We start from the raw sequence: 24,907 nt of genomic DNA on the forward strand, positions 1-24,907 counted from the left end.
AGGATTAAAACGAACAAGGCCCCCTTTTAGGGGGCCCCATTTAAAGCCACCTCTTCAAGAGGTGGATTTTTACTTTTTTTCGGTCTGATTATCGCCCATTCGCGCGAGTCATCGCGTGGCGGCGAGGGCTGGCGGCGTCTCTCTTGCCGGGGGGGATGTGGCCCGTTGGCCGCTGACCATCGGCGCGTGCTTGATGCTGCGTGGCCTCGCGCCTCGCCTGATTGGTATCCTGTGGAATGAGGGCCGGGCGCTTATATCCCGTCGTTAGCCCTAGGATAAGGCGCCATCGGGTGTCGGCGTGGTTAGATCGGCGGCGCGGGGTGAAGAGGATCAATATGAAGCTTGGGGCGTCGTGAGCCGCGTGTCAGGGCGGAATAGGCGCTGAAAGTAGGAAAAGAGAAAGGCGGGAACGCGTCCCGCCTTTCTGCGTGGAGCCGCGACGTGCGCGCTTACTTCATCTTAGCGAAGCTGCGGCGGGCGGCATCGATGGTCTTCTGGATGTCTTCCTGGCTGTGGGCCAGGGACATGAAGCCCGCCTCGAAGGCGGACGGCGCCAGGTAGATGCCCTCTTCCAGCATCAGGTGGAAGAAGCGCTTGAAGCGCTCGGCGTCGCAGCGCAGCACGTCTTGATAGCCGGTTACACTGGGCTGATCGGTGAAGAAGATGCCGAACATGCCGCCGACATGGTTCACCACCAACGGAATGCTCTCCTCGCGCGCGGCGGCCAACAGGCCCGCGGCCAGGTTGTCGGTCAGCTCGCTCAGCTGCGGGTAGACGCCCGGCTGGTTGATCTCGTTCAGGCAGGCGTAGCCGGCGGCCATGGCGACTGGGTTACCAGACAGGGTACCGGCCTGGTAGACCGGGCCGGTCGGTGCCAGCGCTTCCATCACCTCACGGCGTCCGCCGAAGGCGCCTACCGGCATGCCGCCACCGATGATCTTACCCAGGCAGGTCAGATCCGGGGTCACGTCGTAGTACTCCTGCGCGCCACCCAGGGCGACGCGGAAGCCGGTCATCACCTCGTCGATGATCAATAGCGCGCCATACTGATCGCACAGTTCGCGTAAGCCTTGCAGGAAGCCCGGCTGAGGCGGAATGCAGTTCATGTTGCCGGCCACCGGTTCGACGATGATACAGGCGATCTCCTGCGGATATTGGGCGAAGGCGGCGCGTACCGACGCCAGATCGTTGTACTGGCAGGTCAGGGTATGTTTGGCGAAGTCGGCCGGAACGCCCGGCGAGTTCGGCTGACCGAGGGTCAGTGCGCCGGAACCGGCCTTGACCAGCAGGTGGTCGGCGTGGCCATGGTAGCAGCCTTCGAACTTGATGATCTTATCGCGCCCGGTGAAGCCACGCGCCAGGCGGATGGCGCTCATGGTGGCTTCGGTACCGGAGTTCACCATGCGCACCATGTCCATGCTGTCGATCAGCGAAGTCACCAGTTCGGCCATGCGCACTTCCATCTCGGTCGGGGCACCAAAACTCAGCCCGTGTTCGACGGCGGCGATCACCGCGTCGCGGATCGCCGGATGGTTGTGCCCCAAGATCATCGGTCCCCAGGAGCCTACGTAGTCGATGTAGGCCTTACCATCGGCATCATACAGGTAGGCGCCGTCGGCCCGTTCGATAAACAGCGGCGTACCGCCAACGCCGGTGAAGGCGCGAACCGGGGAGTTCACTCCGCCGGGGATTAGCGTTTTGGCCTGCTCATACAGTCGTTCGGACTTATTCATTCTCGGCTCCAGGCTGATAAAAAATAGAGAAATAACCCTATGCTATTCTAAAGAAGTCTGCCGCGAGATGAAATGCATCGTGATGCGCCATGGCATGGCGTGTCGATTTTGGCCGAGAGAAACATTGTCGAATAGTTTGCGGAGACGGCGCCCTTCAGAGAGAGTAAAATGCTCAACCTATTTGTACTATTTATCTATTCCTTGACCAACTTCACTGACTGAATTAACTATGACTACGCAACAAGACTCGATCTCTCAGCCGACGACGCCCCATCTACGGCGCAGTAACGTGCTGAGACGCGTAATACACCGGGATAAGACACCGCTCGCCACCTTGGTGCTGGCGGCGATCGTCGGAACCTTGGCCGGGCTGATGGGCGTCGCCTTTGAGCGCAGCGTGGACTGGGTGCAGCAACAGCGCCTGGCCAGTCTGGCCGAAGTTGCCAACTACTGGTATATCGTCTGGCCGGCGGCGATCTTGGGATCGGCGGTGTTGGCGATGTTTGGCTACTATCTGGTGCGCCGTTTCGCGCCAGAGGCGGGGGGCTCGGGGATCCCGGAGATCGAGGGGGCATTGGAAGATCTGCGCCCGGCGCGCTGGTGGCGCGTGATCCCGGTGAAGTTCCTCGGTGGCATGGGCACGCTCGGTGCCGGCATGGTGTTGGGGCGTGAGGGGCCGACGGTGCAGATGGGCGGTAACCTTGGGCAGATGGTGTATGACCTGTTCCGCCTGCCTAAGCGCGACAACGAGACGCGCCATACCCTGTTGGCCACCGGGGCGGCGGCGGGTCTGACCGCGGCGTTTAACGCCCCGCTGGCTGGCATCCTGTTTATCATCGAAGAGATGCGCCCGCAGTTCCACTATAGCCTGGTGTCGATCAAGGCGGTGTTTATCGGCGTGATCATGTCGTGTGTGGTGTTCCGCTTCTTCAATGGCGAACACTCGGTGATCGAGGTGGGGCGTCTGGGCGTGGCGGAGATCAACACCCTGTGGCTCTACCTGGTGTTGGGCATGGTGTTCGGCATCGTCGGCGTGCTGTTTAACCAAGGGGTCTTTCGCACCCAGGATATGTTCATGCGGATGCATGGCGGTGACTGGCGTAAGCTGATGTGGATCGGCGCGGCGCTGGGCGGTCTGTGCGGCGCGTTGGGACTGATCCAGCAAGAGGCGGCCGGCGGCGGCTTTGCCCTGATCCCCATCGCTGCGGAGGGGAACTACACCGTTGGCATGCTGCTGTTTATCTTTATCGCCCGAGTGGTGACCACGCTGCTGTGCTTCAGCTCCGGTGCGCCGGGCGGTATCTTCGCCCCGATGCTGGCGCTCGGTACGCTGCTCGGGACCGCCTTCGGTATGGCGGCGGCCTATCTGTTTCCCCATTACGGCATCGATCCGGGCACTTTCGCCATCGCCGGCATGGGGGCGCTGTTCGCCGCCACGGTGCGTGCGCCGTTGACCGGTATTGTGTTGGTGCTGGAGATGACCGATAACTATCAGCTTATTTTGCCGATGATCATTACCTGTCTTGGCGCTACACTACTGGCGCAGTTTTTGGGCGGCAAACCGTTGTACTCCCGTATCTTGGAGCGGACGTTACACCGCCAGATGCAGGAGCAGCAGGACGCACAGAAACGGGCGGAGCAGAGTGGGCAATAAGCGCACAATACTTGAATGGATTAGTCGGGTATCGGATAATCGCCCGATGAGTCAGTATGCCCGACGCCAAGCGGCATTCTGATATGTACACTGGCTGGAGCAATCAATGAGTGACGAAATGGCAGTGCCGTTGCAATTTACCGATGCGGCGGCAAACAAGGTGAAATCGCTGGTCGCGGATGAGGATAACCCGAACCTGAAGCTGCGTGTGTACATTACCGGCGGCGGTTGTAGCGGCTTTCAGTACGGTTTTACCTTTGACGATAAGATCAATGATGGCGACATGACCATCGAAAACCAGGGGGTTGCGCTGGTGGTCGATGCGATGAGTCTGCAATACCTGGTCGGCGGCTCGGTGGACTATACCGAGGGGCTGGAAGGGTCACGCTTCATCGTGAATAACCCGAACGCCAAGACCACCTGTGGTTGTGGATCGTCGTTCAGCATCTGAATCATTGGGTTAACGGCAAATAAAAATGGCGCCTCCCTCGGAGCGCGCCATTTTTTTATGCGTATCACCGCGTGTGCCCGTGGCGGTAGCGTGTATCCTGCATGCACGTCAGGTGCCAGGCGTCTGCCTATTCGTGCCTGCGGTAGAGAAAGCAGGCGTCAGTCGAGGCTAAACGTGGGGAGTTTCAGGTGCCAGCGGATGGCGGCCAGACGGATCCCCAGGGTGATGATCATGCCTAACATCATCGCTTGTTGCAGCGGCATCGCGAAGATCACGTAACCGGTCACATGAACGATACCGCCGATGATACAGGCGGTGGCGTAGATTTCGGTGCGCAGGATCATCGGGATTTCTCGTGCCAGTACATCGCGGATGATGCCGCCACCGACGCCGGTGATCACCCCCATACAGACGGCAATCATCGGCCCCGCGCCAGCGGCGAAGGCCTTATTGACACCGATGCCGACGAAGACCGCCAGGCCGACGGCATCCAGCACCGGCAGGACCCAGCCCGGTAGGCGGCGGGGCTGGCGTATTAAGACGATGGTTAACAGGCAGGTGACCATCGCCACCACCAGATCCGTCGGATCGCGAACCCAAAACGCGGGGCCATTATCCAGCGCCATGTCACGAATGGTACCGCCCCCCACGGCGGTCACGACCCCCAGCACCAAGACACCGAAGGGGTCCATACGCAACTTCCCCGCCAGCAGGACGCCGGAGATGGCAAAGACGGCGGTACCCAAAATATCCAACCAATAAACCAGCATAACCTTTACCTCGTTAATGCCGCCGACCCCCGGCAGAATTGCTTATGTCGATAATGATTTGTGATCTTATTGTTTTTGTTAGGAATCACCTTCCAGAGGCGGCGCATAAGATAGCGTGAAAATCGTGGCGTTGCTATGTCGACGAGGCGAGTGGTCGCGGGCTTTTCGCTATTCTGTGCGGTGGCTCGCGCCGATGGCCGATCCCACCGAATCTGGCGGCCTTTTGTCTGACAAGGGGAGATGGGCGGAGGGGGAAAAATGGGGCGCGCGGCGGCGCGCCCCGAGGCACTCAAGTGGCGGGGTGCGCGCGGGATAAGGCCTGTAGCTGGCTGCAGAGCGACTCGGCAGCCAGCAGGATGCGTGGCCCGCTGCGATTGAGCCAGTCGCGCTCGACGGCGATCACCGGCACCGTCAGTTGCGGGCGCCAGAAGTCGGCGACGCTGGCTGCCTGCTTGGCGTCGCCGCCGATGACGATCGCCTGGGGATGGCGCGCGATCACCTGCTCACGACTCACCTGTGGCCAGGGTACCGGGCTCTGGGCGAAGATATTCTGCGCGCCACACAGCGCCAGCAGATCGCTTTGTAACGTCTGGCCGGAGGTGGAGAACAGGGGTTGGCTGCCAAACTGCATCATCACCCGCAACGGCGCCCCTTGCGCATAGCGCTGGCGCAGCTCAGCCAAACGCTGGCGAAACGCGCTCGCGGCGCGGTGCGCCTGCTCCGGGTGGGGGCTGTAGGCGGCGAGCCGGTCGAGATCGTCGGCGATCTGCTCGACCCGCTGCGGATCGGCGTAGAAGATCGGAATGCCGAAGGCGGTGAGCTGATCGATCGCCCGGCGCGGGTTACCGCCATGCCAGGCCAGGATCAGATCGGGCTTCAATGCCAGGATCCGCTCCAGATTGATCCCGTTCCACGACGCCACCTTCTCCAGCTTGGCGGCGGCCGGGGGATAATCGGAATAGGCGCTGACGGCCACCATGCGATCGCCCAGCCCGGCGGCATAGGCCAGCTCGGTGGTATGCGGCGAGAGGCTGATGACCCGCAGCGCCGCCGCCTGCAGCGGAGCGCACAGACTGGTGCCGAGCAGCAGGGCGGCCAGGGCGATGGCACCTTGTCTGCGTCTGCCGCGACGGCCTAGCCGACGTAGGGCGAACATGGCTTACTGCTGGGCCAGTTCGCGCAGCATCGCTTCCACCATCAGGGTGGAATGCTCGGCGGCGACTTTGAGGAACTCATCGAAGCTGAGGTGTGAGACGTGATCGGCCACATCGGAGATGGCGCGAACGACCACGAAGGGGGTGGCGAAGGCATGGCAGACGTGGCCGATGGCGGCGGCTTCCATCTCGACGGCCGCCACCTGTGGGAAGGTGTGACGGATGCGGGCCAGCGGCTCGGCGCCGTTGATGAAGGCGTCACCGCTACAGATCAAGCCGCGTACCGCGTTCAGTTGCAGTGCGCCGATGCAGCGTTCAGCCAGGGCGATCAGTGCCGCATCGGCGCTGAAGGCCGCCGGGCAACCCGCCATCTGACCCGGTTGGTAGCCAAAGGCGGTGACATCGGCGTCGTGGTAACGGACTTCGTCGGAGACCACGATGTCGCCGACGCGTAGGGTGCTGGCCAGGCCACCGGCGGAGCCGGTGTTGATCACCAGGTCAGGCTGGCAGTGATCCAGCAACAGGGTCGTGCCCATCGCGGCTGCGACCTTGCCGATGCCGGACTTCAACAGCGCCACCTCGACACCGTGCAGGCGGCCGGTGTAGATCTCGCAGCCGGCCAGGGTGAGGGTCTGGCAGTTTTCGATGCGTTCGCGCAGCAGGGTGACTTCCTGCTCCATGGCGCCAATGATGCCTACTTTCATATCAATACCTATCTTGGATGGAAAAACGAGGGATCGTCTCGGCAGTCTACCATAGCCGCGTGGCGGCTGCTGAGGCGCGCGGCGCGGCAGGATATCCCCGCGGCAGGGGGCGGGGCGGCAAGATGGGTAAATATCTGTTAGGCTGTGAAAAAACGGTGACGCGTCGCGTCACCTGCCGCGCCCACGATGATAGGAGGTTAGCCATGCGTATCGATTTCGCCGCCAAACTCAGTTACCAGCGTCCTTCACGTTCGGCGGGCGAGGCGCCGCTCCTGCACGATGCCTATGACATCAGCCGTCAGTTCGAAAGCGATCGTGGGCGTATCATCAATTCGGCGGCCATCCGTCGCCTGCAACAGAAGACCCAGGTATTCCCGTTGGAGCGTAATGCGGCGGTGCGTTCGCGTCTGACGCACTCGATGGAGGTCCAGCAGGTCGGGCGCCACATCGCGCGCGAGATCCTGCATTGCCTGGCCCAAGAGGGGCGTATCGATGCGCTGGGTCTAACGCACTATACCGACGCCTTCGAGAGCTGCGTCGAGATGGCCTGCCTGATGCACGATATGGGCAATCCGCCATTTGGTCACTTCGGTGAGGCGGCGATCAAGTCGTGGTTTGGCCGCGAGTTGGGGGTGAGCGCCGACGGCCATAATCAGCTGGATGACGAGGCCTGCCAGGTGCCCTTCCTGCGTCCTGATGGGCGCGATGCGGCGTTGGATCGCCTACGCGCGCAGTTGCGCATCGATCTGAGCAATTTCGAGGGGAACGCCCAATCCATTCGCCTGATCCATACCCTGCTGAAACTGAATCTGACCTATGGTCAGACGGCTTGTGTGTTGAAGTACACCCGCCCGGCCTACTGGCAGGGGTCGCTGCCGCAGGGCTTCGACTATTTGATGAAGAAACCCGGCTACTACTGGGCGGAGGAGCGTTTTGTCACGCAGCTACGCGAGCAGGTGGCGATGCCCTTGTACCAGCGTTTTCCGCTGACCTACATCATGGAGGCGGCGGATGATATCTCTTACTGCGTGGCGGATCTCGAGGACACGGTGGAGAAGCATCTGCTGAGCGTCGAGCAGCTGTATGGCTACCTGAAGGATGAGTGGGGGACGGTGAACGACGGCGATCTGTTTAGCATCGCGGTGCAGGACGCCTTCGATCGCTGCAATAAGAAATATGGGCGGCGCGGTGCAGACGATCTCTTTTTTATGTATCTGCGGGTGAATGTCATGAAGCTGTTGGTGCCCCATGCCGCGGCGTGCTTTTTAAATAATTTGCAACAGATTTTTATTGGCGCATTTAATGGTCCGTTACTCGCAGCCGGATCGGAAGAGTACCGCCTGTTGAATATATTTAAGCAGGTGGCGTTGAAGCATGTATTTAATCATTTCGAGGTGGAGCAATTGGAGTTGCAGGGGTATCGGGTGATTAAGGGGCTGCTGGATATTTATAGCCCGCTGCTGGCGATGCCGTTAGAGGACTTCCAACGGCTGGTCCGTGATGACCGCCACGGTGACTATCTGATTGAAACGCGGTTGTTTCATAAGCTCTCGGTCAAGCATCGTCTGGCCTACCGTGAGGCGGTGGATGGCCTGGCGCCATTGGGGGAGGCGGCGCTGAGGGTACAGGAATATTATTACCGCGCCCGCCTGATTCAGGACTATATCAGTGGCATGACCGATTTATATGCCTACGATGAGTATCGCAGGCTGATGGCGGCAGAATAATCACCTATTAGCGTAGGTGTGCAGGGTGGGGGTTTTGTAAATGTGGGTGTATAAATATTTACGCTTCCTTGACCTTATTGTGGTGAACTTCATTTCCGTTTCCTACTCTTAGTAAACATAATATCACTGTCGATGTATCGCGGTGATAGTAGCTCTACGAAAAGTAAGACTACTGAATGAATCCGTTTTATCGTTGCTAAATACGAGAGAAAATCGTGCTATGAAAAAAACCACTTTAGTATTGAGTGCCGTCGCATTGAGCCTGGGTATGGCGCTGAGCCCGATGTCTGCCAGCGCGGCAGAGACTTCTTCCGCCACCACCGCTCAGGCGTTGCCGAGCCTGGCGCCAATGCTGGAGAAAGTGATGCCGTCCGTGGTCAGCATCAACGTTGAAGGCAGTGCGACGGTGAATAACAACGTCCCGTCACAGTTCCAACAATTTTTCGGTGAAGACTCCCCGCTGTGCCAACCGGGCTCCCCTTTCGGCGGTTCCCCGATGTGTCAGGGCGGCGGCAATGCACCGTCTAAAGAGCGCTTTAAGGCGCTGGGCTCTGGGGTGATCATCGATGCGGCCAAGGGCTACGTGGTGACCAATAATCACGTTGTCGCGAATGCCGACAGCATCAAGGTGCAGCTGAGCGATGGTCGTCGCTTCGATGCCAAGGTGATCGGCACCGATCCGCGTACCGATATCGCGCTGATCCAACTGAAAGACGCTAAGAACCTGACCGCCATCAAGATGGCCGACTCCGACAAGCTGCGCGTCGGCGACTATGCGGTGGCGATCGGTAACCCGTATGGTCTGGGTGAGACGGTAACCTCGGGGATCGTCTCTGCGTTGGGGCGTAGTGGCTTGAATGTCGAGAACTACGAAAACTTTATTCAGACCGACGCGGCGATCAACCGGGGTAACTCCGGTGGCGCGCTGGTGAACCTGAACGGGGATCTGATCGGGATCAACACCGCGATCCTGGCGCCGGATGGCGGTAACATCGGTATCGGCTTCGCTATCCCGAGCAACATGGTGAAAAACCTGACGGGTCAGATGGTCGAGTATGGCCAGGTGAAACGCGGCGAGTTGGGCATCATGGGGACCGAGTTGAACTCCGAGCTGGCCAAGGCGATGAAGATCGATGCCCAGCGTGGTGCCTTCATCAGCCAGGTGCTGCCGAAGTCGGCGGCGGCGAAGGCGGGCCTGAAGGCCGGTGACGTCATCGTCTCGCTGAATGGCAAGAGCATCTCCAGCTTCGCCTCCTTCCGGGCAGAAATCGGCACCATGCCGGTCGGGAGTAAGTTGTCGCTGGGGATCATCCGTGACGGCAAGCCGATGACGGTTGAGGCGACGCTGGAGCAGAGCAGCCAGAGCCAGGTCGCGTCCGATAATATCTTCAGCGGTATCGAAGGGGCCGAGCTGAGCAATGCCGCCGGTGGCAAGGGTGTGAAGGTGGATAACGTGAAGAAAGGCTCCACCGCCGCGCGCATCGGGTTGCAGAAAGGGGATGTGATCCTCGGGGTTAACCAGCAGGCGATCGCCAATATCGGCGAGCTGCGTAAGATCCTGGATGCAAAACCGCCGGTTCTGGCGCTGAACATTCAGCGTGGCGACAACACCCTGTATCTGTTGATGCAGTAACTCGGCGAGTTCGTCTTATCCAACGTCAATCGCCCGGCTTAGGCCGGGCGATTTTTTTGTCTATGGAAAACCCCCAGCTAGGCTGGGGGTTCCGGAAAGCTTTCAGCTTTGAGCCAGTTATTAAAACCCCTTTTGATTTGTTAAAACGTCTTGCGGTCTGGCAACTGCAAGCGTTCAACAAGAAATCAAAAGGGGGTCCCAATGGGGGACGAGAAGAGCTTAGCGCACACTCGATGGAACTGTAAATATCACATAGTTTTTGCGCCAAAATACCGAAGGCAGGCGTTCTACGGAGAGAAACGCAGGGCAATAGGCAGCATCTTAAGAAAACTGTGTGAGTGGAAAAACGTACGGATCTTGGAAGCGGAATGTTGCGCAGATCATATCCATATGCTCGTGGAAATCCCGCCCAAAATGAGCGTATCTGGCTTTATGGGTTATCTGAAAGGGAAAAGCAGTCTGATGTTGTATGAGCAGTTTGGGGATATGAAGTTTAAATACAGGAACAGGGAGTTCTGGTGTCGTGGATACTACGTAGATACGGTGGGTAAGAACACGGCGAAGATACAGGAATACATAAAGCACCAGCTTGTGGAGGATAAAATGGGAGAGCAGTTATCGATCCCTTATCCGGGTAGCCCGTTTACGGGCTGTAAGTAACGAAGTCTGATGCAAATGTCAGATCGTATGCACCTGTTAGGGCGTGGCTGGTAACAGAGCCTTATAGGCGCATCCGAAAAACCTCCGGCTATGCCGGAGGATATTTATTGTCTGGGGCGACGTTGAGCGCCGTGGTCGTCTGGCTTACGCCGCCTCGGCACAGCCGATGGCGCGTCCCTGGGCGATGTGCAGGATCGGCCCGCCCATCGTGCGCGCCTCGTGGACGCTATGGGTCACCAGTAACGCGGTCTGACCGGCGGCGGCGAGGATGGCACGCACCTCCTGACCGAGCCGCTCGCGTGTCGCCTCATCCAGGCTAGAGAAGGGCTCGTCCAGCAGCAGGATATCGGGTTGCGGAGCCAGGGCGCGCGCCAGGGCGACGCGCTGTTGCTGGCCGCCGGAGAGCGCATGGGGATAACGCTCGCCGATCCCCTCCAGCTCGATCAGCGTCAGCAGTTCGTGCACCCGAGCCTGCTGTTGCTGGCGCGACTGACGTCGAAGGCCGAAGGCGATGTTCTGCGCCACGTTCAGGTGCGGAAACAACGCATAATCTTGGAAGACCATGCCGACGCGGCGCTGCTCTGGTGGCAGATGGTGCTGTGGCGAGGCGACACAGCGTCCGGCGATGTGGATGCTGCCTTGGCTGAGGCGTTCAAAGCCGGCGATGGCCCGCAGCACGGTGGTCTTTCCGCTGCCGGAGGCGCCGAGGAGGCTAGCCAGTTCGCCCTGCTGTAGGCGTAGATCGAAGCCGTTAAGTACCGCCTGGGCATGGCGTCCTTCGCCATAGCTGACGTGTAGATTATCGAGGCTGAGGGCCAGGCTATGCATCATCATTCTCCCACCTGTTTCAACTGATTACGAACTAACAAGGCCATGGGTAACGTGCCGGCCAACACGATCAACAGCGCGGCGATGGCGCCGTCTTCATAACTGCCGCGCGCCGCCTCGGCGTACAGTAGGGTCGCCAAGGTTTCGACATTCACTGGACGCAGCAGCAGGGTGATCGGCAGCTCCTTCATGGTGTCGGCGAAGACCAGCAGGGCGCTCCCGATCAGCGCCGGACGCAGCAGCGGCAGGTGTACGCGCCAGAAGGTCGCGCGCTCGTTGGCACCGAGGGAGCGGGCGGCCTGCTCCAGACTGGGCGGGATACGCGCCAGTCCGGCGTCTAATGCCCCCAGGGTGATGGTCTGGAAGCGCAGGGTACAGCAGAGCACCAGCAGCAGGCCGCAGGAGAACAGCGGCAGGCCGCGTATCTCCAGCACGCCAGCCAGCCAGCGATCGGCGTACAGCGCCGGCGGCATAAAGCCGATGGCGAGGATCGTCCCCGGTACGGCATACCCCAGCGAGGCCAGGCGCAGGCTCAGACGGCGCAGCGGTGAGCTAGCCGGCGCCAGCGCGCGAATGCGGGCGTACCAGGCGAGAGCCAGACTGATCGCCACGGCAAGCAGAGTCACGCTTAGCGCCAGGATCAGGGTGTTGCTCAACGCGGACAACAGTTCGCCCGATGGCAAGGTTTGGCTCTCTAGGCGTTTTATGCTTTGCCCGATCAGATGCAGCAGCGGGACGACGAAGCCCAACAGCAGCGGCAGGGCAGTCACGGCCGTCAGCAGCCAGGCGCGCGCGCCATGCAACGGTTGAGGCTGGAGGGTGCGCAGACCACGCCCCGCGTAGCGCTGGCGGCGGCGGCCATACATCTCCAGCGTGAGCAGCAGGAAGATAAAGCCTAACATCATGCAGGCGATCTGGGCGGCGGCGGCGATATCGGAACGGGTGATCCAGGTGGTGTAGACGGCGACGGTCAGCGTCTGGACACCGAGAAACTCCGAGGCACCGAGATCGTTCAGGGTCTCCAGCAGCGCCAGGCTAATGCCGACGGCTAACGCCGGGCGGGCGAGGGGCAGGACCACGCGCCAGAAGGTCGTGCGTCCATTCTCGCCCAAGGTGCGCGCCGCCTCCAGCAGATGGGCCGGCTGGCTGATGAACATCGCCCGCATCGTCAGGTAGACGTAGGGATAGAGCACCAGGCTGAACAATACGATGGCCCCGCCAACGGATCGGATGTCCGGCAGACGGAACTGGCGCGGGCTGTCGTAGCCGAGTAGCAGGCGCAATGCGCTCTGTAGCGGGCCGATGGGATGCAGCAGATCCAGCCAGGAGAAGGCGACGATGTAGGTCGGCATCGCCAACGGGAGCAGCAGGCCCCAGGTTAATAAGCGTCGACCGGGAAACTGGAAGGCGCTGACCGCCCAGGCGCAGCCGACGCCGATGGCACCGGCCAGCAGCGCGACGCCGAGCAACAGCAGTAGGGTGTTGAGCGTGGCCTGCGGTAGGACATAGCGCAGCAGATTAGTCCAGTGGGCCACGCCGCCGTCCAGTGCCAACCACAACAGCGAGAGCAACGGGGTGACGGCCAGCAATGCCACCAAGATGGCGCCGGGCGCCAAGGGAGAGCGGAGCGGGCCGCCCGCCGGTATAAACCGGCGGGGAAGGGATTTACTGATCGAAGCCAACTTTATCCACCAACAGGCTGGCCTGTTTACGCTGTTTAACGATTTCGGTCAACGGCAACGGGTCGGGCGTGATGGTACCGATAGTTTGGGCGATGACCGGATCCAGATCCACCCCCTGGCGTACCGGGTACTCATAGTTGGCACGGGCATAGCGCTGTTGCGCCTCGGGCGAAACCAGATACTCCATCAGTTGTACCGCCGCCTGGCGGTTGGGGGCATGGCGGGCGACGGCGGCGCCGCTGATGTTAACGTGGGTGCCACCCGTGGCGAAGGTCGGTTTGATCACGTTGATCGCCTCGCCCCATTGGCGTGCGTCGCTACCCGGTTTGGCATTCTTCAAGTGACCGACGTAGTAGGAGTTGGCGATGCCGATGTCGCAGATGCCACCGAGGATATCGCGCGCCACGTCGCGATCGCCGCCGGTCGGTTTACGCGCCAGGTTGGCCTTGATCGCGCGCAGCCACTGCTCGGTCTTCGCCTCACCCTGGTGGGCGATCATCGCCGCCACCAGCGCGGTGTTATAGGGATGCTGACCGGAACGCATACAGATCCGCTTGCTCCACTCCGGCTTGGCCAGATCCTCATACTGGATCGCGCCGTTGGGAAGATCCTTGGCGATATACAGCACGCGAGCGCGCATCGACAGCGCGAACCACTGGTTATCGCTGCCACGCAGGTTGGCCGGAATGGCCTGGATCAACGTCGCGGAGTTGACGGGCTGCGTCACCCCAGCCTCGACCAGATCCAGCAGGTTGCCAGCATCGACGGTCATCAGCAGATCGGCGGGGGAGTTAGCCCCTTCGGCCTTCAGACGCTCCAACATGCCATCTTTGATATAGACCGTGTTGACCTGGACCCCACTCTGTTGGCTCCATCCTTCGAGCAGCGGCTTGATCAGCCCTGGCTCGCGGGTGGTATACAGCGTGAGCGATTCGCTGGCTGCGCCGGCAGGCAGGGCGCTCAGGCCGAACAGCAGGCTGGCTGCACCCAGTCGTAGCCAGGTGTTTATACGAGAGGATAGAGTGCGCATCATCAATTATTCTCCAGATCAACGGGGGGCGGCGCGCGACCGGCGGCGCCGTTCCAAGTGAATTGAATTGTAAATGATAATGACTTTTAATTTCAATTTAATTCTTTTTACTACAGCCGATGCCCGCGACAGATCAGCAGGCCGCTGAGTCGCCGCTGTGACGAGCCAGCATAATAATGGAGGGGGCGTTTGGCGCGAGGCGGGGAGAGGCCGCGTCCCCCTGGAGAGGAGGACGCGGCAGATGCTTCGGCGTGGCGCGGGATTAGTGGGCGCCGCCGCTGTCACCGGCACTGGAGAAGGGGGGCTTAGCGAACCAAATCAGCACCAACAGCACCAGGAAGACGCCAGCCGAGGCCCAGAAGATCTCGTTGGCCGAGATGATCAGACCCTGGGCGGTGATGTCCTGGGCGATCAGGGCGGAGGCCTGGTGACTGCTCAACCCCAGTTTCTCCATCTCGCCATAGGCCTGCTGGGCGACGGGGTTGTAGGGCGTGATCGATTCGGCCAGGTGCGTGTGGTGTAGCGCCTCGCGCCGCGTCCACAGCGTGGTGGTGATCGAGACCCCGATCGAACCGGCGAGGGTGCGGCAGAAGTTGCTCAGGCTGGAGGCGGCGGCGATGCGATCCGGCGGCAGACCCGACAGGCTAATGGTGGTCAGCGGCATAAAGAAACAGGCCACGGCGAAGCCCTGCACAAACTGCGGCCAGGCCGAGGCACCGAAGTCCATGCCCGGTTCGAAGCTGTAGGCGCGCCAGTAGAAGCCGATGGCATACATGATAAAGCTAAAGGTAACCAGGCGGCGCATGTCGAGACGCGCGCCGAAGCGGCCGATGATCGGCGACAGCAAGACCGGAATGAAGCCGACCGGCGCCGAGGCCAACCCGGCCCAGGTGGCGGTGTAGCCATACACCTCCTGGAGCAGCTGCGGCAACAGTACGATCGCGCCGAAGTAGAGCATATAGGCCAGGCTGATGCACAGCACGCCGATGGTAAAGTTGCGGATCTTGAACAGCGACAGATCCACCACCGGATGCTCGTCCGTCAGCTCCCAGATGAGCAGGAAGACCAGCGCGACCACCGCCACCACCGTCAACAGGATGATTTCCGGTGAGTTGAACCAGTCCAGCTCCTTCCCCTTGTCCAGCATCACCTGTAGGCAACCGACGCCCAACGCCAACAGCACCAGGCCGACGGTATCGATCGGCTTCTGTTCGATGCGGGTCTCGCGTCCCTTCAGGGTCGACATACTCACCAGCACCACCCCGATACCGAGCGGTACGTTGATAAAGAAGATCCAGCCCCAGTGGTAGTTGTCGCTGATGTAGCCGCCGAGTATGGGCCCACAGATCGGGGCGACGATCACCGTCATCGACCAGAGGGCCAAGGCCATGTTGCGCTTGGCGGGAGGATAGTTGCCAAGCAGCAGACTCTGAGAGAGCGGGATCAACGGACCGGCCACCAGGCCTTGCAGCACACGGAACAGGATCAGCATCTCCAGGCTTTGCGAGATCCCGCATAGCCAAGAGGTGAGGGCGAACAGGCCGGTCGACCACAGGAATAGCCGGACCTCGCCGAAACGCTTCGCCAGCCAGCCGGTGATGGGGATCGAGATGGCGTTCGCCACCCCGAACGAGGTGATCACCCAGGTCCCCTGGGAGTTGGAGGCCCCCAAGTTACCCGAGATGGTCGGGATGGCCACGTTGGCAATGGTGGAGTCCAGCACCTGCATGAAGGTCGCCATCGATAGGGCGATGGTCATCCAGGCAAGCTTGGCTCCTTCAAGCGGTTTTTGTTGCACGGGCACCTCGGCGCGGATTAAGCGGCATTCGCCTGGATGATCTCGGCGATCACGCGGTTCACCGGCGCCAGATCCAGCGTCAGCACGTTGCTCTGATAGGCCGGGGTCTTACGCACCTGTTGGGCCAGCACCGCACCATGTGTATCGGCGGTGTTAACCGTGACCAGCGTGGAGAGGCCGATACGCAGTGGGTACTGAGCCAGTTGCTGGGCGTTCAGCTCAATGCGCACCGGCAGACGTTGTACCACCTTGATCCAGTTACCGGTGGCGTTCTGTGCGGGCAGCAGGGAGAAGGCGCTGCCGGTCCCCATATCCAGGCCGACGACCTTACCCTGGTACACCACCTTGTCGCCGTACATGTCGCTGACGACGGTGGCGGGTTGGCCGATGCGCATATTGGCCAGTTGCGTCTCTTTAAAGTTGGCATCTACCCACATCTGATTGGCGGGGACGACGGCCATCAATGGGGTATTCGGCGAGATCTGCGCGCCGACCTGAACGCTACGCTGTGAGACATAGCCGGTCACCGGGCTGCGGATCTGGGTCCGCTCCAGCGCCAGCCAGGCATCGCGTACCTGTGCCGCCGCCTGCAAGACGGCCGGTTGCTTCTCTAGCGGGGTATTCAGGATTAGCGCCTGGTTGGCGTTGTATTGTTGGATGGCGACATCCAGCGCGGCGCGGGCGCTCTCCATGGCGTCCTGGGCGTGTTGTAACTCCTCACGGCCGATGGCACCGGAACGGCTCAGCGCCAGACGGCGTTGATAGTCGCTGCTGGCCTTACTCAAGGCGACCTGATTCACGACTATGTTGGCCTGGTACTGCTTGGCGTTGACCATCAGCTGGTGGGTCTGGCGTACGCTATTGGCTAAGGCCGTCTTGGCACGCTCGTAGGCTTGTTGGGCATCGGTCTTATCCAGGGTGACCAGCACGTCGCCAGCCTTCACCAGATCGGTCCCTTCGAAATTGACTTGCGTTACGCTGCCGGAGACTTGGGCGTTAATCTGCACCAGGTTGCCGGTGACATAGGCGTCGTCGGTATCCTGGTGGTGACGTAGCACGATGAACCAGTAGGCTAGATAGGCGAGGGCGATCAGAATGAACACACAGGTCATCGCCAACATCCAGGTTTTACGCTGTCTCTTCTTATTCGGGGCGGGGGCTTGCTGAACCTGTTTCGCCACATTGTCACTCATGGTGTATCTCCGAGTTTCTTCTTGATTCTATAGAGTTTAATTGGTTTTTTTATGCTGCATGTATTCCTCCCGCCATGGGCCAACGCCCAGCGATTCCCGCAGCCTGAAATAGGCGCAGGAGAAGAGTCGCGGAGGGAGTCAAACGGTAAAGAGTCTTAGACGCGCATTGAAACAGACCGTCATACCCATCGTCTGGCGGATACGTGCGCTATATCGTCGGATGCGGAGAAATTCGGCAATCGGGACAGGATTCGGATCGCGCGCAAAGGAACCCCGCCACCGTAACGCTCGGGAACCAGCGAGTCAGGGCAAAGGGGCGGACGCGCGATCGTCTACATAAATAAGGGGTGCTATCGGCTCACCGGCTTACTGTGTCAATCCTGACTGCTCCATCTCTTCAATGCGCGATAACAGCTTACGTGTCAATACTTCCAATTGTTGTTGCTCTTCCTGTGTTAACGTAGACCATAAGAAGTGTAGACACTTATGCTGTGGCGGGATGATTTCGGCTAAAAATGCCTTCCCCGCTTCCGTCAGATGCAGATGGAGGCAACGACGATCATTGTCGCTTTCGCGCCGCTCAATCCAGCCACGTTTTTCCAACTCATCGGCAATGCGAGTCGCATTGGTACGCGATGACCCTAATGCCGCGCTGAGTTCGGAAGGTTGAATACTATAGTCCTCTTGCGCATCCAGCGTGATCAACGCCATAAACAGCGTCTCATTAATTCCTTGTTCTTTCAGCATCTTGTTGCGGTTTTCCAGCAACTTATTCTGCATATGCATGCACAGGCGGGTCAGCAGGATCTCCTGGTAAGGAAAATCGCTCTGTCGCTTTGCGCGTTGCTTCAGCATTTCTTCGATTTGAGTGATAGAACGTGGCATTGAGTAATGACCTCATTAGTTTCATTGATTATAGTAACTTCGGTTATCAGTTTTGTAAACGATGTTTCTGAGAAAGCGCTAACCGGTGTGGTAATAAATTTACTGAGGAAATTATAATGGAGTAATTTATTGTTTTTAATGAATTATTTATAGTGGGTCGAGAGACGAGATCGTCGCAACGGAGATATGGCGGACAGTCGCAGTGAACCAACGGGCAGCGACTGGCGATGCTTACTGAAGCGTGCAGGTGTGGGCTATACATTTTTTCACTATTATCGAGTTAGGCCAGTAACTCTTTATTTTTATAAAAAATGTCCTTACTCGATGGCGCCGGGATTCCGATCCGGCACAGGTCTCCGCCGTGGACACCTGCTTATACCGCCCGTCGATGGCGCTGGACGTGGCGGGGTTCAAGGGACCCGCGCGACCCACTCACATGATGCCGCAGGGACGATCTGCTGAGGCGGATGGTGGACGAAGCGCATGGATTGAACCATTTCGTTAACTAATTAGAGTGAGAATAAAAAGTTATGCATACTAATATGCAATAAATCACATGTCAGATTTGTGACATACACTACAAGAAACGTTAACGGTGCTTATTATAGTTATCTGAAATGGTCAAGGATATAGATATTATCACCCTTTTCGCCTATTTCTTCGCTCGCTGGGGCAAAAAGCTGCTGGTAACGTAGGCGAAAAGCGAGCATCTCTGCGGGATCAGGCTCTAACTCGCATAGAAAATCGAGAGCCAATCTTACTTGTTGTGGGCTGATATCGGCATTTAACCCGGCCTTACGTATTAGCGAACGCCAATAATTCAGATTGTCATCAGACCCATTAACGATGAAAGTCTGATAGATCAATAACACCATCGCCGCATTATTGAGATGCGATTCCGTGCCATTGAGCAGATAACGCACAAAGGCCTCACCTTGCTGTTTCCCCATCTGACTGAGTAAGGACTCGACATGTACCGGCTCGATGTTGAGACGCTGAGTTAAGCGTTGGCACGCCCGTCGGGTGGGGGTATTAAGCACACGAAAGCCGGCGATAAACACCAATGCCAGCGTGGCGAGCATTAACCAGATCATGCCGCTCTCCGCAAGTAACAGAGGGGACATCATACGGGCAAAGCGCGCGATCGGCCAGCGTGGCGGCGCGATCTCGCCGTCGGCAGCACGGAATAGGAAGGGGATGAGTGGGGAGATTGGCGCGGGAGAAAGAAAACGGCGCCCCTAGGGCGCCGTGAGTCACGATTATGAGCGACGGCAAGCCTCGAACAGGAACCAGACACGACGTTCAGTTTCGTCGATCCAGTTCTCAATCAGGCTAGCGCTGGAGATATCGTGGTATTCGTCGCAGACTGCATGGGCGGCACGCAGTTCGGCGGCAATCTGTTTGTTGTCTTCGCACAGCTCGGCCAGCATATCGAGCGGATCGACATATTCAGCATCATTATCTTTGATGCGTTGGATGCGGGCGATTTCACCGATGGAGTGCAGGGTAGTGCCGCCCACTTTACGTACGCGTTCGGCAAGGTCATCGGTCATGGCAAACAGTTGTGCGCTTTGCTCGTCTAGCAGCAGGTGGTAGTCACGGAAATGTGCCCCACTCATGTGCCAGTGGAAATTCTTGGTTTTCAGGTAAAGGGCAAAAATGTCGGCCAACAGTGCATTCATTGCTGCGCTGATTGCTTTGGTTGCCTCATGACCCAGATCGGTCGGGGTAGACAGGGGGAGACGTTGGCGTGCTTGGACGTCGCTTTTCTTAACCGTGCTCATCTTGATCTCCTTAGAATTAGATAATCAAAGCAGCAGTAGTGCTCAGTACCCAAGCAGTATAGATCATCCTTCGTTAGTAGGGGTTTATTTATAATACATAGCGTTTCAAACAGATGCGGCCAGTAATCGTTACAGCTCGGTGTTATGTGCGCCAATTACGACAAAAATCCAGCCATAGGTTGAGGGTGGGAGAGAGATACTTACTGCGTTGCAGACAGAGCGAGAAGTGGCGGCTAAAACGCTGCTCGCAAGGCAGGGTACAGAATTGGCCGGCGTACAGCGGCTGCTCCAACATGCGGCGTGAGATAAAGGTGATGCCCAGATTGTTTTTGACACAGGCCAGGATGGCGTCGAAGGCGTCCAGCGACAACACCACCTGTGGATTATCCAAGCATGGCGCTAACTGGTGATCGAAGAAGGCGCGGCTGGCGGAGCCCGCCTCGCGCAGTAACCAGCGTTCCCGACTGAGTTGCTCAAAGGTCAGCGGCCCGCTCCCCGCGAGTGGGTGTGCCAGACTGGCGACGACCACCATCTCATCTTCGATCCAAGGATGGCAGAGCAAGGCGGGATCGGTGACCGGCCCCTCAAGGAGCGCGACATCCAACTCGAAGCCGGCCACCATACCGGCGATGGCTTGGGTATTGGCGATGATCGGCAGAGGCAGCCAGCCATAGCGCTGCTGAAAGGCACAGAGCAGATCGGGTAATAGGTAGCTGCCGATGGTCTTGGTGCAGCCGACCAGCAGGCGTGTGTCGCCGTTACCGTTGTCGAACAGGGCCTCCACGCCCTGCATACGCGTCAATAATTCGTCGGCGACCGGCAGTAGGCGCTGCCCCTCGTGGTTTAACAGGAGGCGGGCGTGCTGACGCTCGAACAGCCGTACCCCGAGTTGGCTCTCCAGTTCACTCAGGGTCTGGGAGAGGGCGCCCTTGGTCATAAACAGTTGGGCGGCGGCCTGCGTCAGCGTGCCGCCGCGCGCGATGGCGACGAAGACGCGTAGCTGTTTGAAGGTGATGTTCATTGTTTAGTTTCTCTAAACCAATGGTAAGATATTTATTGATTTTTTAAATAATATCCTGTGGCTATAGTATGAGCCATAGAAACAATGAAAAACATATGAGGTGTTCAGGTGTTGAGATTAATTCATCGCAAAGTTCGTAGCATGCCCACCCCGGCAGCCGGGCTGGCTCTGGGTATCGCGAGTATCGGTTGGTGTTTGGAGAATGCGCTGCCGCTGAATGGTATCGGGCAGAACATTGGGGCACTGATCGCCGGCGCGATCCTGCTGGCATTAACCGTGCGCTTTATTTTTCACCCAGACACGCTGATGCAAGACATCAAACATCCGGTGGTGGGCAGTATCGTGCCGACCTTCGCCATGGCGACGATGGTTGTCTCCGTTGCCGTTGGGCATTATCTGCCACGAGTCGGCATGGCCTTGTGGCTGGGCGCGGTGGCGGTACACCTGATTGCGCTGGCGCTGTTTTTCTTCCATCGTGCCCGTGAACCGCGTATGCACCATATGGTACCGAGTTGGTTCGTGCCGCCGGTGGGTATCATCGTCGCCGATGTCTGCTGTCCGGGAGCGCCGTTTGTCGGTTTTGCCCAGTGGCTGCTGGTGATCGGGATGGTGAGCTACCTGATCATGCTGCCGCTGATGATCTACCGCTTCATGTTCTGTAACGAAGTACCGGATGCGGCGAAGCCGACCATCGCCATCATGGCGGCACCGGCAAGCCTCTCTCTGGCGGGTTATCTGACCGTGGTAGAGCAACCCTCTCTGCTGATCTGCGCCATCCTGTTGGGTATCGCGTTACTGATGACGGTGGTGATTTACTGCTCCTTCTTCCGTCTGTTGCAGTTGCCGTTCAGCCCGGGTTATGCGGCCTTCACCTTCCCGATGGCAATCGGTGCTACCGCGCTGTACAAGATGTCTCATCTGGTCGCGCAGTATCCGGGGGCGGAAGAGTATGCCGCTCAACTGCACCTGATGGCGACGGTCGAGGTGGCGATTGCCACGGTGATTATCGCTTACGTCGCCCTGCGTTATGCCCACAACTACTGGCTGCCGGGATTGCGTCTGAGCAATAAGCATGACACCTCATGTAAACCGATGGCTTGATGGAGAGTGATGTTAATGAATAGTCGCGCCGTCTCTGTTGCACCGTTACTGGCCGTATTGCTGTTCGTCGTGTGTAGCGTATGGGCCCTGTTTCTCTAAAGATGTAATGACTCTGTAATCGTTGTATCGCTTTCCCCGGCCCGTCGGCCGGGGGTTTTTTATTTCTCCCACCCCGCACCCTGCATCCCGCCTCCACTGTTCTATAGTAATAACGTCAGGCTGCTTGCGTTGTCGCCGCTTGATGCCCTAGCCCGAGAAGGAGAGACGCCGTGAACGACCCCGATCCGTCGCCGACCCATGCCATCCCGCCCGTGTCGACCGCATCTCCCGCGGGCGATGATGAGGTATACCGCGCCATCCTGCGGATGGGGCTAGCGAATTTGCATATGCAGTTAGGGGTGATCAGCCGGGTCAGTAACAACATCGCCAGCGTCCTCTATTGCTATCCCGTGTCGGCGGCCTTTCCTCCCGGTAGTCGATTGAGCCTCAGCGCCGATTTTAGTCGACGGGTGATGGATGAGGATCGTCTGGTTGTGTATGTCGATCCGCCCGCCGAGGCCGTTCAGCCGCTGCCCGCGGCCTATCGGGCGCAGCCGTTGGGATGTTATATCGGGGTACCGTTGTGGCTGGGGGCGGAGCGCTACGGCCTACTGGAGTTACTCTCCACCCAGGCGCCGATGGCGCCGTTCAGTGAGGCGCAACTGGCCGATGTCGCGCTGTTAGCGCGTAGCATCGGTTACCTGCTGCATCAGGCGCAACTACGCCAAGCGAACCAGCAACTGATACGCGAGAATCAACGCATCAATACGGTCATCGATAAGGCATTTAAATATGCGGCGATCGGTATGGCGCTGGTGGCACCGGGCGGCTATTTCCGTCGCGCGAATCGTACCTTCTGTAAGATGCTGGGTTACAGCGAGACGGAGATGCGTAGTATCTGTTTTCAGAGCATCACGCACCCGGACGATTTGGCGTTGGACTTGCAGAACCTGGAGGCGTTGGCGCAGCGGCACATCGACTTCTATACCGTGGAGAAGCGCTACCTGATGAAGGCGGGGACCTACCTCTGGGTGCGCCTGAGCGTCTCGGCCATCTACGACGAGGAGGCGGTGCTGTTTTACATCTCGCAGATCCAGGATATTCAAGCCGAGCGTACGGCATTGCGTGAGCTGGCGGCACAGCGCGAACAGTTGGAGCGCCTGAATCAGGCGTTGACCCTCCAGGCGAATATCGACTACCTGACGGGCATCCGTAACCGGCGCAGCCTGATACAACAGTTCGCGGCGATGTTAGCGCAGTCGGGCTCCTTGGTGGCGCTGGCGTTGTTCGATCTGGATTACTTCAAACACTACAACGACACTTATGGCCATCAGGCGGGCGACGAGGCCTTGGTCTATTTTGCCGACGCGTTGCGCCACCATTTTCGCGAGCCGGAGAGCCTGATTGGCCGTTTCGGTGGCGAGGAGTTCATCGTCTTGTGCAGTGCCGAGCATGCCTGTGGTGCGTTGGCGCGCTTGGATAGCTTGCGTGAGACGCTGGATTACGGCAGCGATAAGGCATTGCAGGGGCATCTCACCGTGAGTATCGGCTGTGTGCTGCTGCCACGGCAGAGTGTGACCCCCAACGACTTCGATGCCTTGGTACACCATGCCGATGAGATGCTGTATCAGGCGAAGAATAGTGGCCGTAACCGATTGAAACATCGTGAATTGAAGACGCTGTAAGGTGGGCTGGCGCGAGGGCGCCTCCGTGCGCCGCTCTGCAATCGGGCTTGGCTAGCCCGGTATGCGCTTCTCGCCGACTGACCTGATGTTAACTGAATATCGGCAACAGGTTGAACGCCTTACCGAACCAGCAGGCGATGACCAACAAGCCAAACACCATCACCCAGATCGGGATGATCTTGCCGCCCCAGACGGTAAAGCGCTGCTGGGGGAACTTCTGACGTGATTTCAGCCCGAGGATCGCCGGGACGATGACCGCCCAGATGGTGGCGCATAGTCCGGCGCCGCCGATCCCATAGATGAAGCCGTTGGGGAACAGCAGATAGAGCAACGCCGGCGGGATGAAGGTCAACAGCACCGTCTTGAAGCGGCCGATAGGCGAGTTATCGATGTTAAACAGGTCGGCCAGGTAGTCAAACAGCCCCAGGGTGACGCCAAAGAAGGAGCTGGCGACGGCGAGGTTAGAGAACACCAACAGGAAGAATTCGATCACCCGGCCCGGTGTCGTACCGATAAAGGATTTCACTAGCGAGTCGACGTTGCCGCCCGAGGCGATGATGCCCTTAAACGCCTCGCGGGGAATGTTACCCATGGTGCAATACAACCAGAACAGGTAAACCACCAATGCCAGGAGCGATCCGAAGACCAGGCTCTTGATCAGTTTATCCTTGCGCTTGCCATAGCAGATGATCAGGCTGGGAATGTTGCCGTGGAAACCGAACGAGGCGAGGCAGACCGGCAGCGCCATAAAGATATAGGGGAAGTAGTGGTTGCTCTGGCCCATCCCGGCGCTGGCGTCGGTCAGGGTGGCGTAGTCGACGCGGAAGAAAAATGAGCCGAAGACGATAACGAAGGCGAGGATCTTGATGCCGAGAAACAGCGAGGTGATCCGGCTGGCCGCTAACGAACTGAACCATAATACCGCGCCGACGAACAGTGCCGTGGCGATGCCGACCAGGCGAGGATTAACCTGATGGCCCAACTGCATGGCGATGGTTTCGCTGAGGATCGCGCCGTTGGCGGAGATATAGGCGTAGGTCAGAATATACAGTACGAAGGCGACGGTAATACCGTTAATGATATTCCAAGTGTTACCCAGGAGATCTTTGGTGATGGTGTTAAAACTGGAGCCGATAGGGTAATTTAAGTTTGCCTCAAGTAATAATAGCCCGGAATGCAGCATGGAAAACCAGGTGATAATTAAAATAAATGCACCCCAGAAAAACCAACTACCGGCCAGGTCGACGGGCAGCGCAAACATTCCTCCACCGATGACGGTACCGGCGATAACCATAATGCCCCAAAACGCAGAATGTTTATTTTTAAACTCCGGCTCCATAAGACTCTCCTCTTATTCAGAGCGTGATGATTTCTT

21 protein-coding genes are annotated in these 24,907 nt (G+C 58.8%); 7 read left to right on the top strand and 14 right to left on the bottom strand.

Annotated features, from left to right (window positions below; all coding sequences use genetic code 11):
* Positions 1–449: 449 nt before the first annotated feature.
* A complete protein-coding gene (gene hemL / locus ACEQFP_RS07770) occupies positions 450–1,733 on the bottom strand; it encodes a glutamate-1-semialdehyde 2,1-aminomutase (RefSeq protein ID WP_109579273.1) in 1,284 nt (427 codons plus the stop codon).
* A gap of 229 nt (positions 1,734–1,962) precedes the next feature.
* Between hemL and clcA the strand changes: the two genes are divergently transcribed.
* Together clcA and erpA are read left to right on the top strand one after the other, a co-directional pair.
* Positions 1,963–3,387, top strand: a complete 1,425-nt coding sequence (clcA, locus tag ACEQFP_RS07775) for a H(+)/Cl(-) exchange transporter ClcA (protein ID WP_047059287.1) — start codon at positions 1,963–1,965, stop codon at positions 3,385–3,387.
* Between the two features lie 106 nt (positions 3,388–3,493).
* On the top strand, positions 3,494–3,838 hold the full coding sequence (gene erpA, locus ACEQFP_RS07780; protein WP_005289503.1) for an iron-sulfur cluster insertion protein ErpA: 345 nt from the start codon (positions 3,494–3,496) through the stop codon (positions 3,836–3,838).
* A 158-nt stretch (positions 3,839–3,996) separates the two neighbouring features.
* Here erpA and ACEQFP_RS07785 read toward each other — a convergent pair whose 3' ends face one another.
* From ACEQFP_RS07785 to mtnN, 3 genes are all read right to left on the bottom strand, one after another.
* Entirely contained in the window at positions 3,997–4,608 is a 612-nt protein-coding gene (locus tag ACEQFP_RS07785) for a TRIC cation channel family protein (RefSeq protein WP_005289499.1), read from the bottom strand.
* Positions 4,609–4,897: 289 nt separating this feature from the next.
* Positions 4,898–5,764, bottom strand: a complete 867-nt coding sequence (gene btuF, locus ACEQFP_RS07790; protein WP_370547230.1) for a vitamin B12 ABC transporter substrate-binding protein BtuF — start codon at positions 5,762–5,764, stop codon at positions 4,898–4,900.
* A gap of 3 nt (positions 5,765–5,767) precedes the next feature.
* Positions 5,768–6,466 carry a 5'-methylthioadenosine/S-adenosylhomocysteine nucleosidase gene (gene mtnN / locus ACEQFP_RS07795; protein ID WP_370547231.1) on the bottom strand — a complete coding sequence of 233 codons (699 nt, stop codon included), beginning with the start codon at positions 6,464–6,466 and terminating at the stop codon, positions 5,768–5,770.
* Between the two features lie 203 nt (positions 6,467–6,669).
* Between mtnN and dgt the strand changes: the two genes are divergently transcribed.
* The 3 genes from dgt to tnpA all read left to right on the top strand — a co-directional run bounded on the left by dgt (position 6,670) and on the right by tnpA (position 10,486).
* The gene (gene dgt / locus ACEQFP_RS07800) at positions 6,670–8,193 is read left to right on the top strand and encodes a dGTPase (protein ID WP_370547541.1); all 1,524 of its coding nucleotides are present in this window, start codon (positions 6,670–6,672) and stop codon (positions 8,191–8,193) included.
* Positions 8,194–8,413: 220 nt separating this feature from the next.
* Positions 8,414–9,826: a serine endoprotease DegP gene (gene degP / locus ACEQFP_RS07805; protein ID WP_005289490.1), complete on the top strand. Its 1,413-nt coding sequence runs from the start codon at positions 8,414–8,416 to the stop codon at positions 9,824–9,826.
* A gap of 201 nt (positions 9,827–10,027) precedes the next feature.
* Positions 10,028–10,486, top strand: a complete 459-nt coding sequence (gene tnpA, locus ACEQFP_RS07810) for an IS200/IS605 family transposase (protein ID WP_370547542.1) — start codon at positions 10,028–10,030, stop codon at positions 10,484–10,486.
* 144 nt (positions 10,487–10,630) lie between these two features.
* Here the strand turns inward: tnpA and ACEQFP_RS07815 are convergent, their stop codons facing one another.
* The 9 genes from ACEQFP_RS07815 to ACEQFP_RS07855 form a co-directional block, all read right to left on the bottom strand.
* A complete protein-coding gene (locus tag ACEQFP_RS07815) occupies positions 10,631–11,314 on the bottom strand; it encodes an ABC transporter ATP-binding protein (protein ID WP_035605314.1) in 684 nt (227 codons plus the stop codon).
* Between the two features lie 2 nt (positions 11,315–11,316).
* The gene (locus ACEQFP_RS07820; protein ID WP_370547232.1) at positions 11,317–12,996 is read right to left on the bottom strand and encodes an ABC transporter permease; all 1,680 of its coding nucleotides are present in this window, start codon (positions 12,994–12,996) and stop codon (positions 11,317–11,319) included.
* Positions 12,980–14,029 (bottom strand): extracellular solute-binding protein, encoded by a 1,050-nt coding sequence (locus tag ACEQFP_RS07825; RefSeq protein ID WP_370547233.1) that lies wholly within the window; start codon positions 14,027–14,029, stop codon positions 12,980–12,982. Before ACEQFP_RS07825 ends, ACEQFP_RS07820 begins: the two co-directional genes overlap by 17 nt.
* Before the next feature lie 259 nt (positions 14,030–14,288).
* Positions 14,289–15,824, bottom strand: coding sequence for a multidrug efflux MFS transporter permease subunit EmrB (gene emrB / locus ACEQFP_RS07830; protein WP_396464122.1), 1,536 nt, complete (start codon positions 15,822–15,824; stop codon positions 14,289–14,291).
* Positions 15,825–15,841: 17 nt separating this feature from the next.
* Positions 15,842–17,017, bottom strand: coding sequence for a multidrug efflux MFS transporter periplasmic adaptor subunit EmrA (gene emrA, locus ACEQFP_RS07835; protein WP_205437647.1), 1,176 nt, complete (start codon positions 17,015–17,017; stop codon positions 15,842–15,844).
* A gap of 366 nt (positions 17,018–17,383) precedes the next feature.
* Positions 17,384–17,902, bottom strand: coding sequence for a transcriptional repressor MprA (mprA, locus tag ACEQFP_RS07840; protein ID WP_005289478.1), 519 nt, complete (start codon positions 17,900–17,902; stop codon positions 17,384–17,386).
* 608 nt (positions 17,903–18,510) lie between these two features.
* The gene (locus tag ACEQFP_RS07845; RefSeq protein WP_005295105.1) at positions 18,511–18,996 is read right to left on the bottom strand and encodes a DUF1198 family protein; all 486 of its coding nucleotides are present in this window, start codon (positions 18,994–18,996) and stop codon (positions 18,511–18,513) included.
* A 165-nt stretch (positions 18,997–19,161) separates the two neighbouring features.
* A complete protein-coding gene (locus ACEQFP_RS07850) occupies positions 19,162–19,686 on the bottom strand; it encodes a Dps family protein (RefSeq protein WP_005289471.1) in 525 nt (174 codons plus the stop codon).
* 142 nt (positions 19,687–19,828) lie between these two features.
* Positions 19,829–20,707 carry a LysR substrate-binding domain-containing protein gene (locus ACEQFP_RS07855; RefSeq protein ID WP_005289469.1) on the bottom strand — a complete coding sequence of 293 codons (879 nt, stop codon included), beginning with the start codon at positions 20,705–20,707 and terminating at the stop codon, positions 19,829–19,831.
* Positions 20,708–20,848: 141 nt separating this feature from the next.
* Between ACEQFP_RS07855 and ACEQFP_RS07860 the strand changes: the two genes are divergently transcribed.
* Together ACEQFP_RS07860 and ACEQFP_RS07865 are read left to right on the top strand one after the other, a co-directional pair.
* Positions 20,849–21,808 carry a TDT family transporter gene (locus ACEQFP_RS07860; RefSeq protein WP_005289467.1) on the top strand — a complete coding sequence of 320 codons (960 nt, stop codon included), beginning with the start codon at positions 20,849–20,851 and terminating at the stop codon, positions 21,806–21,808.
* A 269-nt stretch (positions 21,809–22,077) separates the two neighbouring features.
* Positions 22,078–23,532, top strand: coding sequence for a diguanylate cyclase (locus ACEQFP_RS07865; protein WP_097364402.1), 1,455 nt, complete (start codon positions 22,078–22,080; stop codon positions 23,530–23,532).
* Positions 23,533–23,620: 88 nt separating this feature from the next.
* Here ACEQFP_RS07865 and tnaB read toward each other — a convergent pair whose 3' ends face one another.
* The gene (tnaB, locus tag ACEQFP_RS07870) at positions 23,621–24,871 is read right to left on the bottom strand and encodes a low affinity tryptophan permease TnaB (RefSeq protein WP_068871716.1); all 1,251 of its coding nucleotides are present in this window, start codon (positions 24,869–24,871) and stop codon (positions 23,621–23,623) included.
* Between the last annotated feature and the right edge of the window lie 36 nt (positions 24,872–24,907).

It is taken from the genome of Edwardsiella sp. A.80236 (assembly GCF_044540725.1).
Taxonomy (GTDB): domain Bacteria; phylum Pseudomonadota; class Gammaproteobacteria; order Enterobacterales; family Enterobacteriaceae; genus Edwardsiella; species Edwardsiella tarda.

What these genes read in the sequence shown, in the direction of transcription:
- ACEQFP_RS07825 (WP_370547233.1), bottom strand. Translation starts at nt 14,029, where the DNA reads ATGATGCGCACTCTATCCTCTCGTATAAACACCTGGCTACGACTGGGT.
- clcA (WP_047059287.1), top strand. Translation starts at nt 1,963, where the DNA reads ATGACTACGCAACAAGACTCGATCTCTCAGCCGACGACGCCCCATCTA.
- ACEQFP_RS07845 (WP_005295105.1), bottom strand. Translation starts at nt 18,996, where the DNA reads ATGATCTGGTTAATGCTCGCCACGCTGGCATTGGTGTTTATCGCCGGC.
- ACEQFP_RS07860 (WP_005289467.1), top strand. Translation starts at nt 20,849, where the DNA reads ATGCCCACCCCGGCAGCCGGGCTGGCTCTGGGTATCGCGAGTATCGGT.
- tnaB (WP_068871716.1), bottom strand. Translation starts at nt 24,871, where the DNA reads ATGGAGCCGGAGTTTAAAAATAAACATTCTGCGTTTTGGGGCATTATG.
- ACEQFP_RS07815 (WP_035605314.1), bottom strand. Translation starts at nt 11,314, where the DNA reads ATGCATAGCCTGGCCCTCAGCCTCGATAATCTACACGTCAGCTATGGC.
- btuF (WP_370547230.1), bottom strand. Translation starts at nt 5,764, where the DNA reads ATGTTCGCCCTACGTCGGCTAGGCCGTCGCGGCAGACGCAGACAAGGT.
- ACEQFP_RS07850 (WP_005289471.1), bottom strand. Translation starts at nt 19,686, where the DNA reads ATGAGCACGGTTAAGAAAAGCGACGTCCAAGCACGCCAACGTCTCCCC.
- dgt (WP_370547541.1), top strand. Translation starts at nt 6,670, where the DNA reads ATGCGTATCGATTTCGCCGCCAAACTCAGTTACCAGCGTCCTTCACGT.
- ACEQFP_RS07785 (WP_005289499.1), bottom strand. Translation starts at nt 4,608, where the DNA reads ATGCTGGTTTATTGGTTGGATATTTTGGGTACCGCCGTCTTTGCCATC.
- degP (WP_005289490.1), top strand. Translation starts at nt 8,414, where the DNA reads ATGAAAAAAACCACTTTAGTATTGAGTGCCGTCGCATTGAGCCTGGGT.
- mprA (WP_005289478.1), bottom strand. Translation starts at nt 17,902, where the DNA reads ATGCCACGTTCTATCACTCAAATCGAAGAAATGCTGAAGCAACGCGCA.
- hemL (WP_109579273.1), bottom strand. Translation starts at nt 1,733, where the DNA reads ATGAATAAGTCCGAACGACTGTATGAGCAGGCCAAAACGCTAATCCCC.
- erpA (WP_005289503.1), top strand. Translation starts at nt 3,494, where the DNA reads ATGAGTGACGAAATGGCAGTGCCGTTGCAATTTACCGATGCGGCGGCA.
- mtnN (WP_370547231.1), bottom strand. Translation starts at nt 6,466, where the DNA reads ATGAAAGTAGGCATCATTGGCGCCATGGAGCAGGAAGTCACCCTGCTG.
- tnpA (WP_370547542.1), top strand. Translation starts at nt 10,028, where the DNA reads ATGGGGGACGAGAAGAGCTTAGCGCACACTCGATGGAACTGTAAATAT.
- ACEQFP_RS07855 (WP_005289469.1), bottom strand. Translation starts at nt 20,707, where the DNA reads ATGAACATCACCTTCAAACAGCTACGCGTCTTCGTCGCCATCGCGCGC.
- emrA (WP_205437647.1), bottom strand. Translation starts at nt 17,017, where the DNA reads ATGAGTGACAATGTGGCGAAACAGGTTCAGCAAGCCCCCGCCCCGAAT.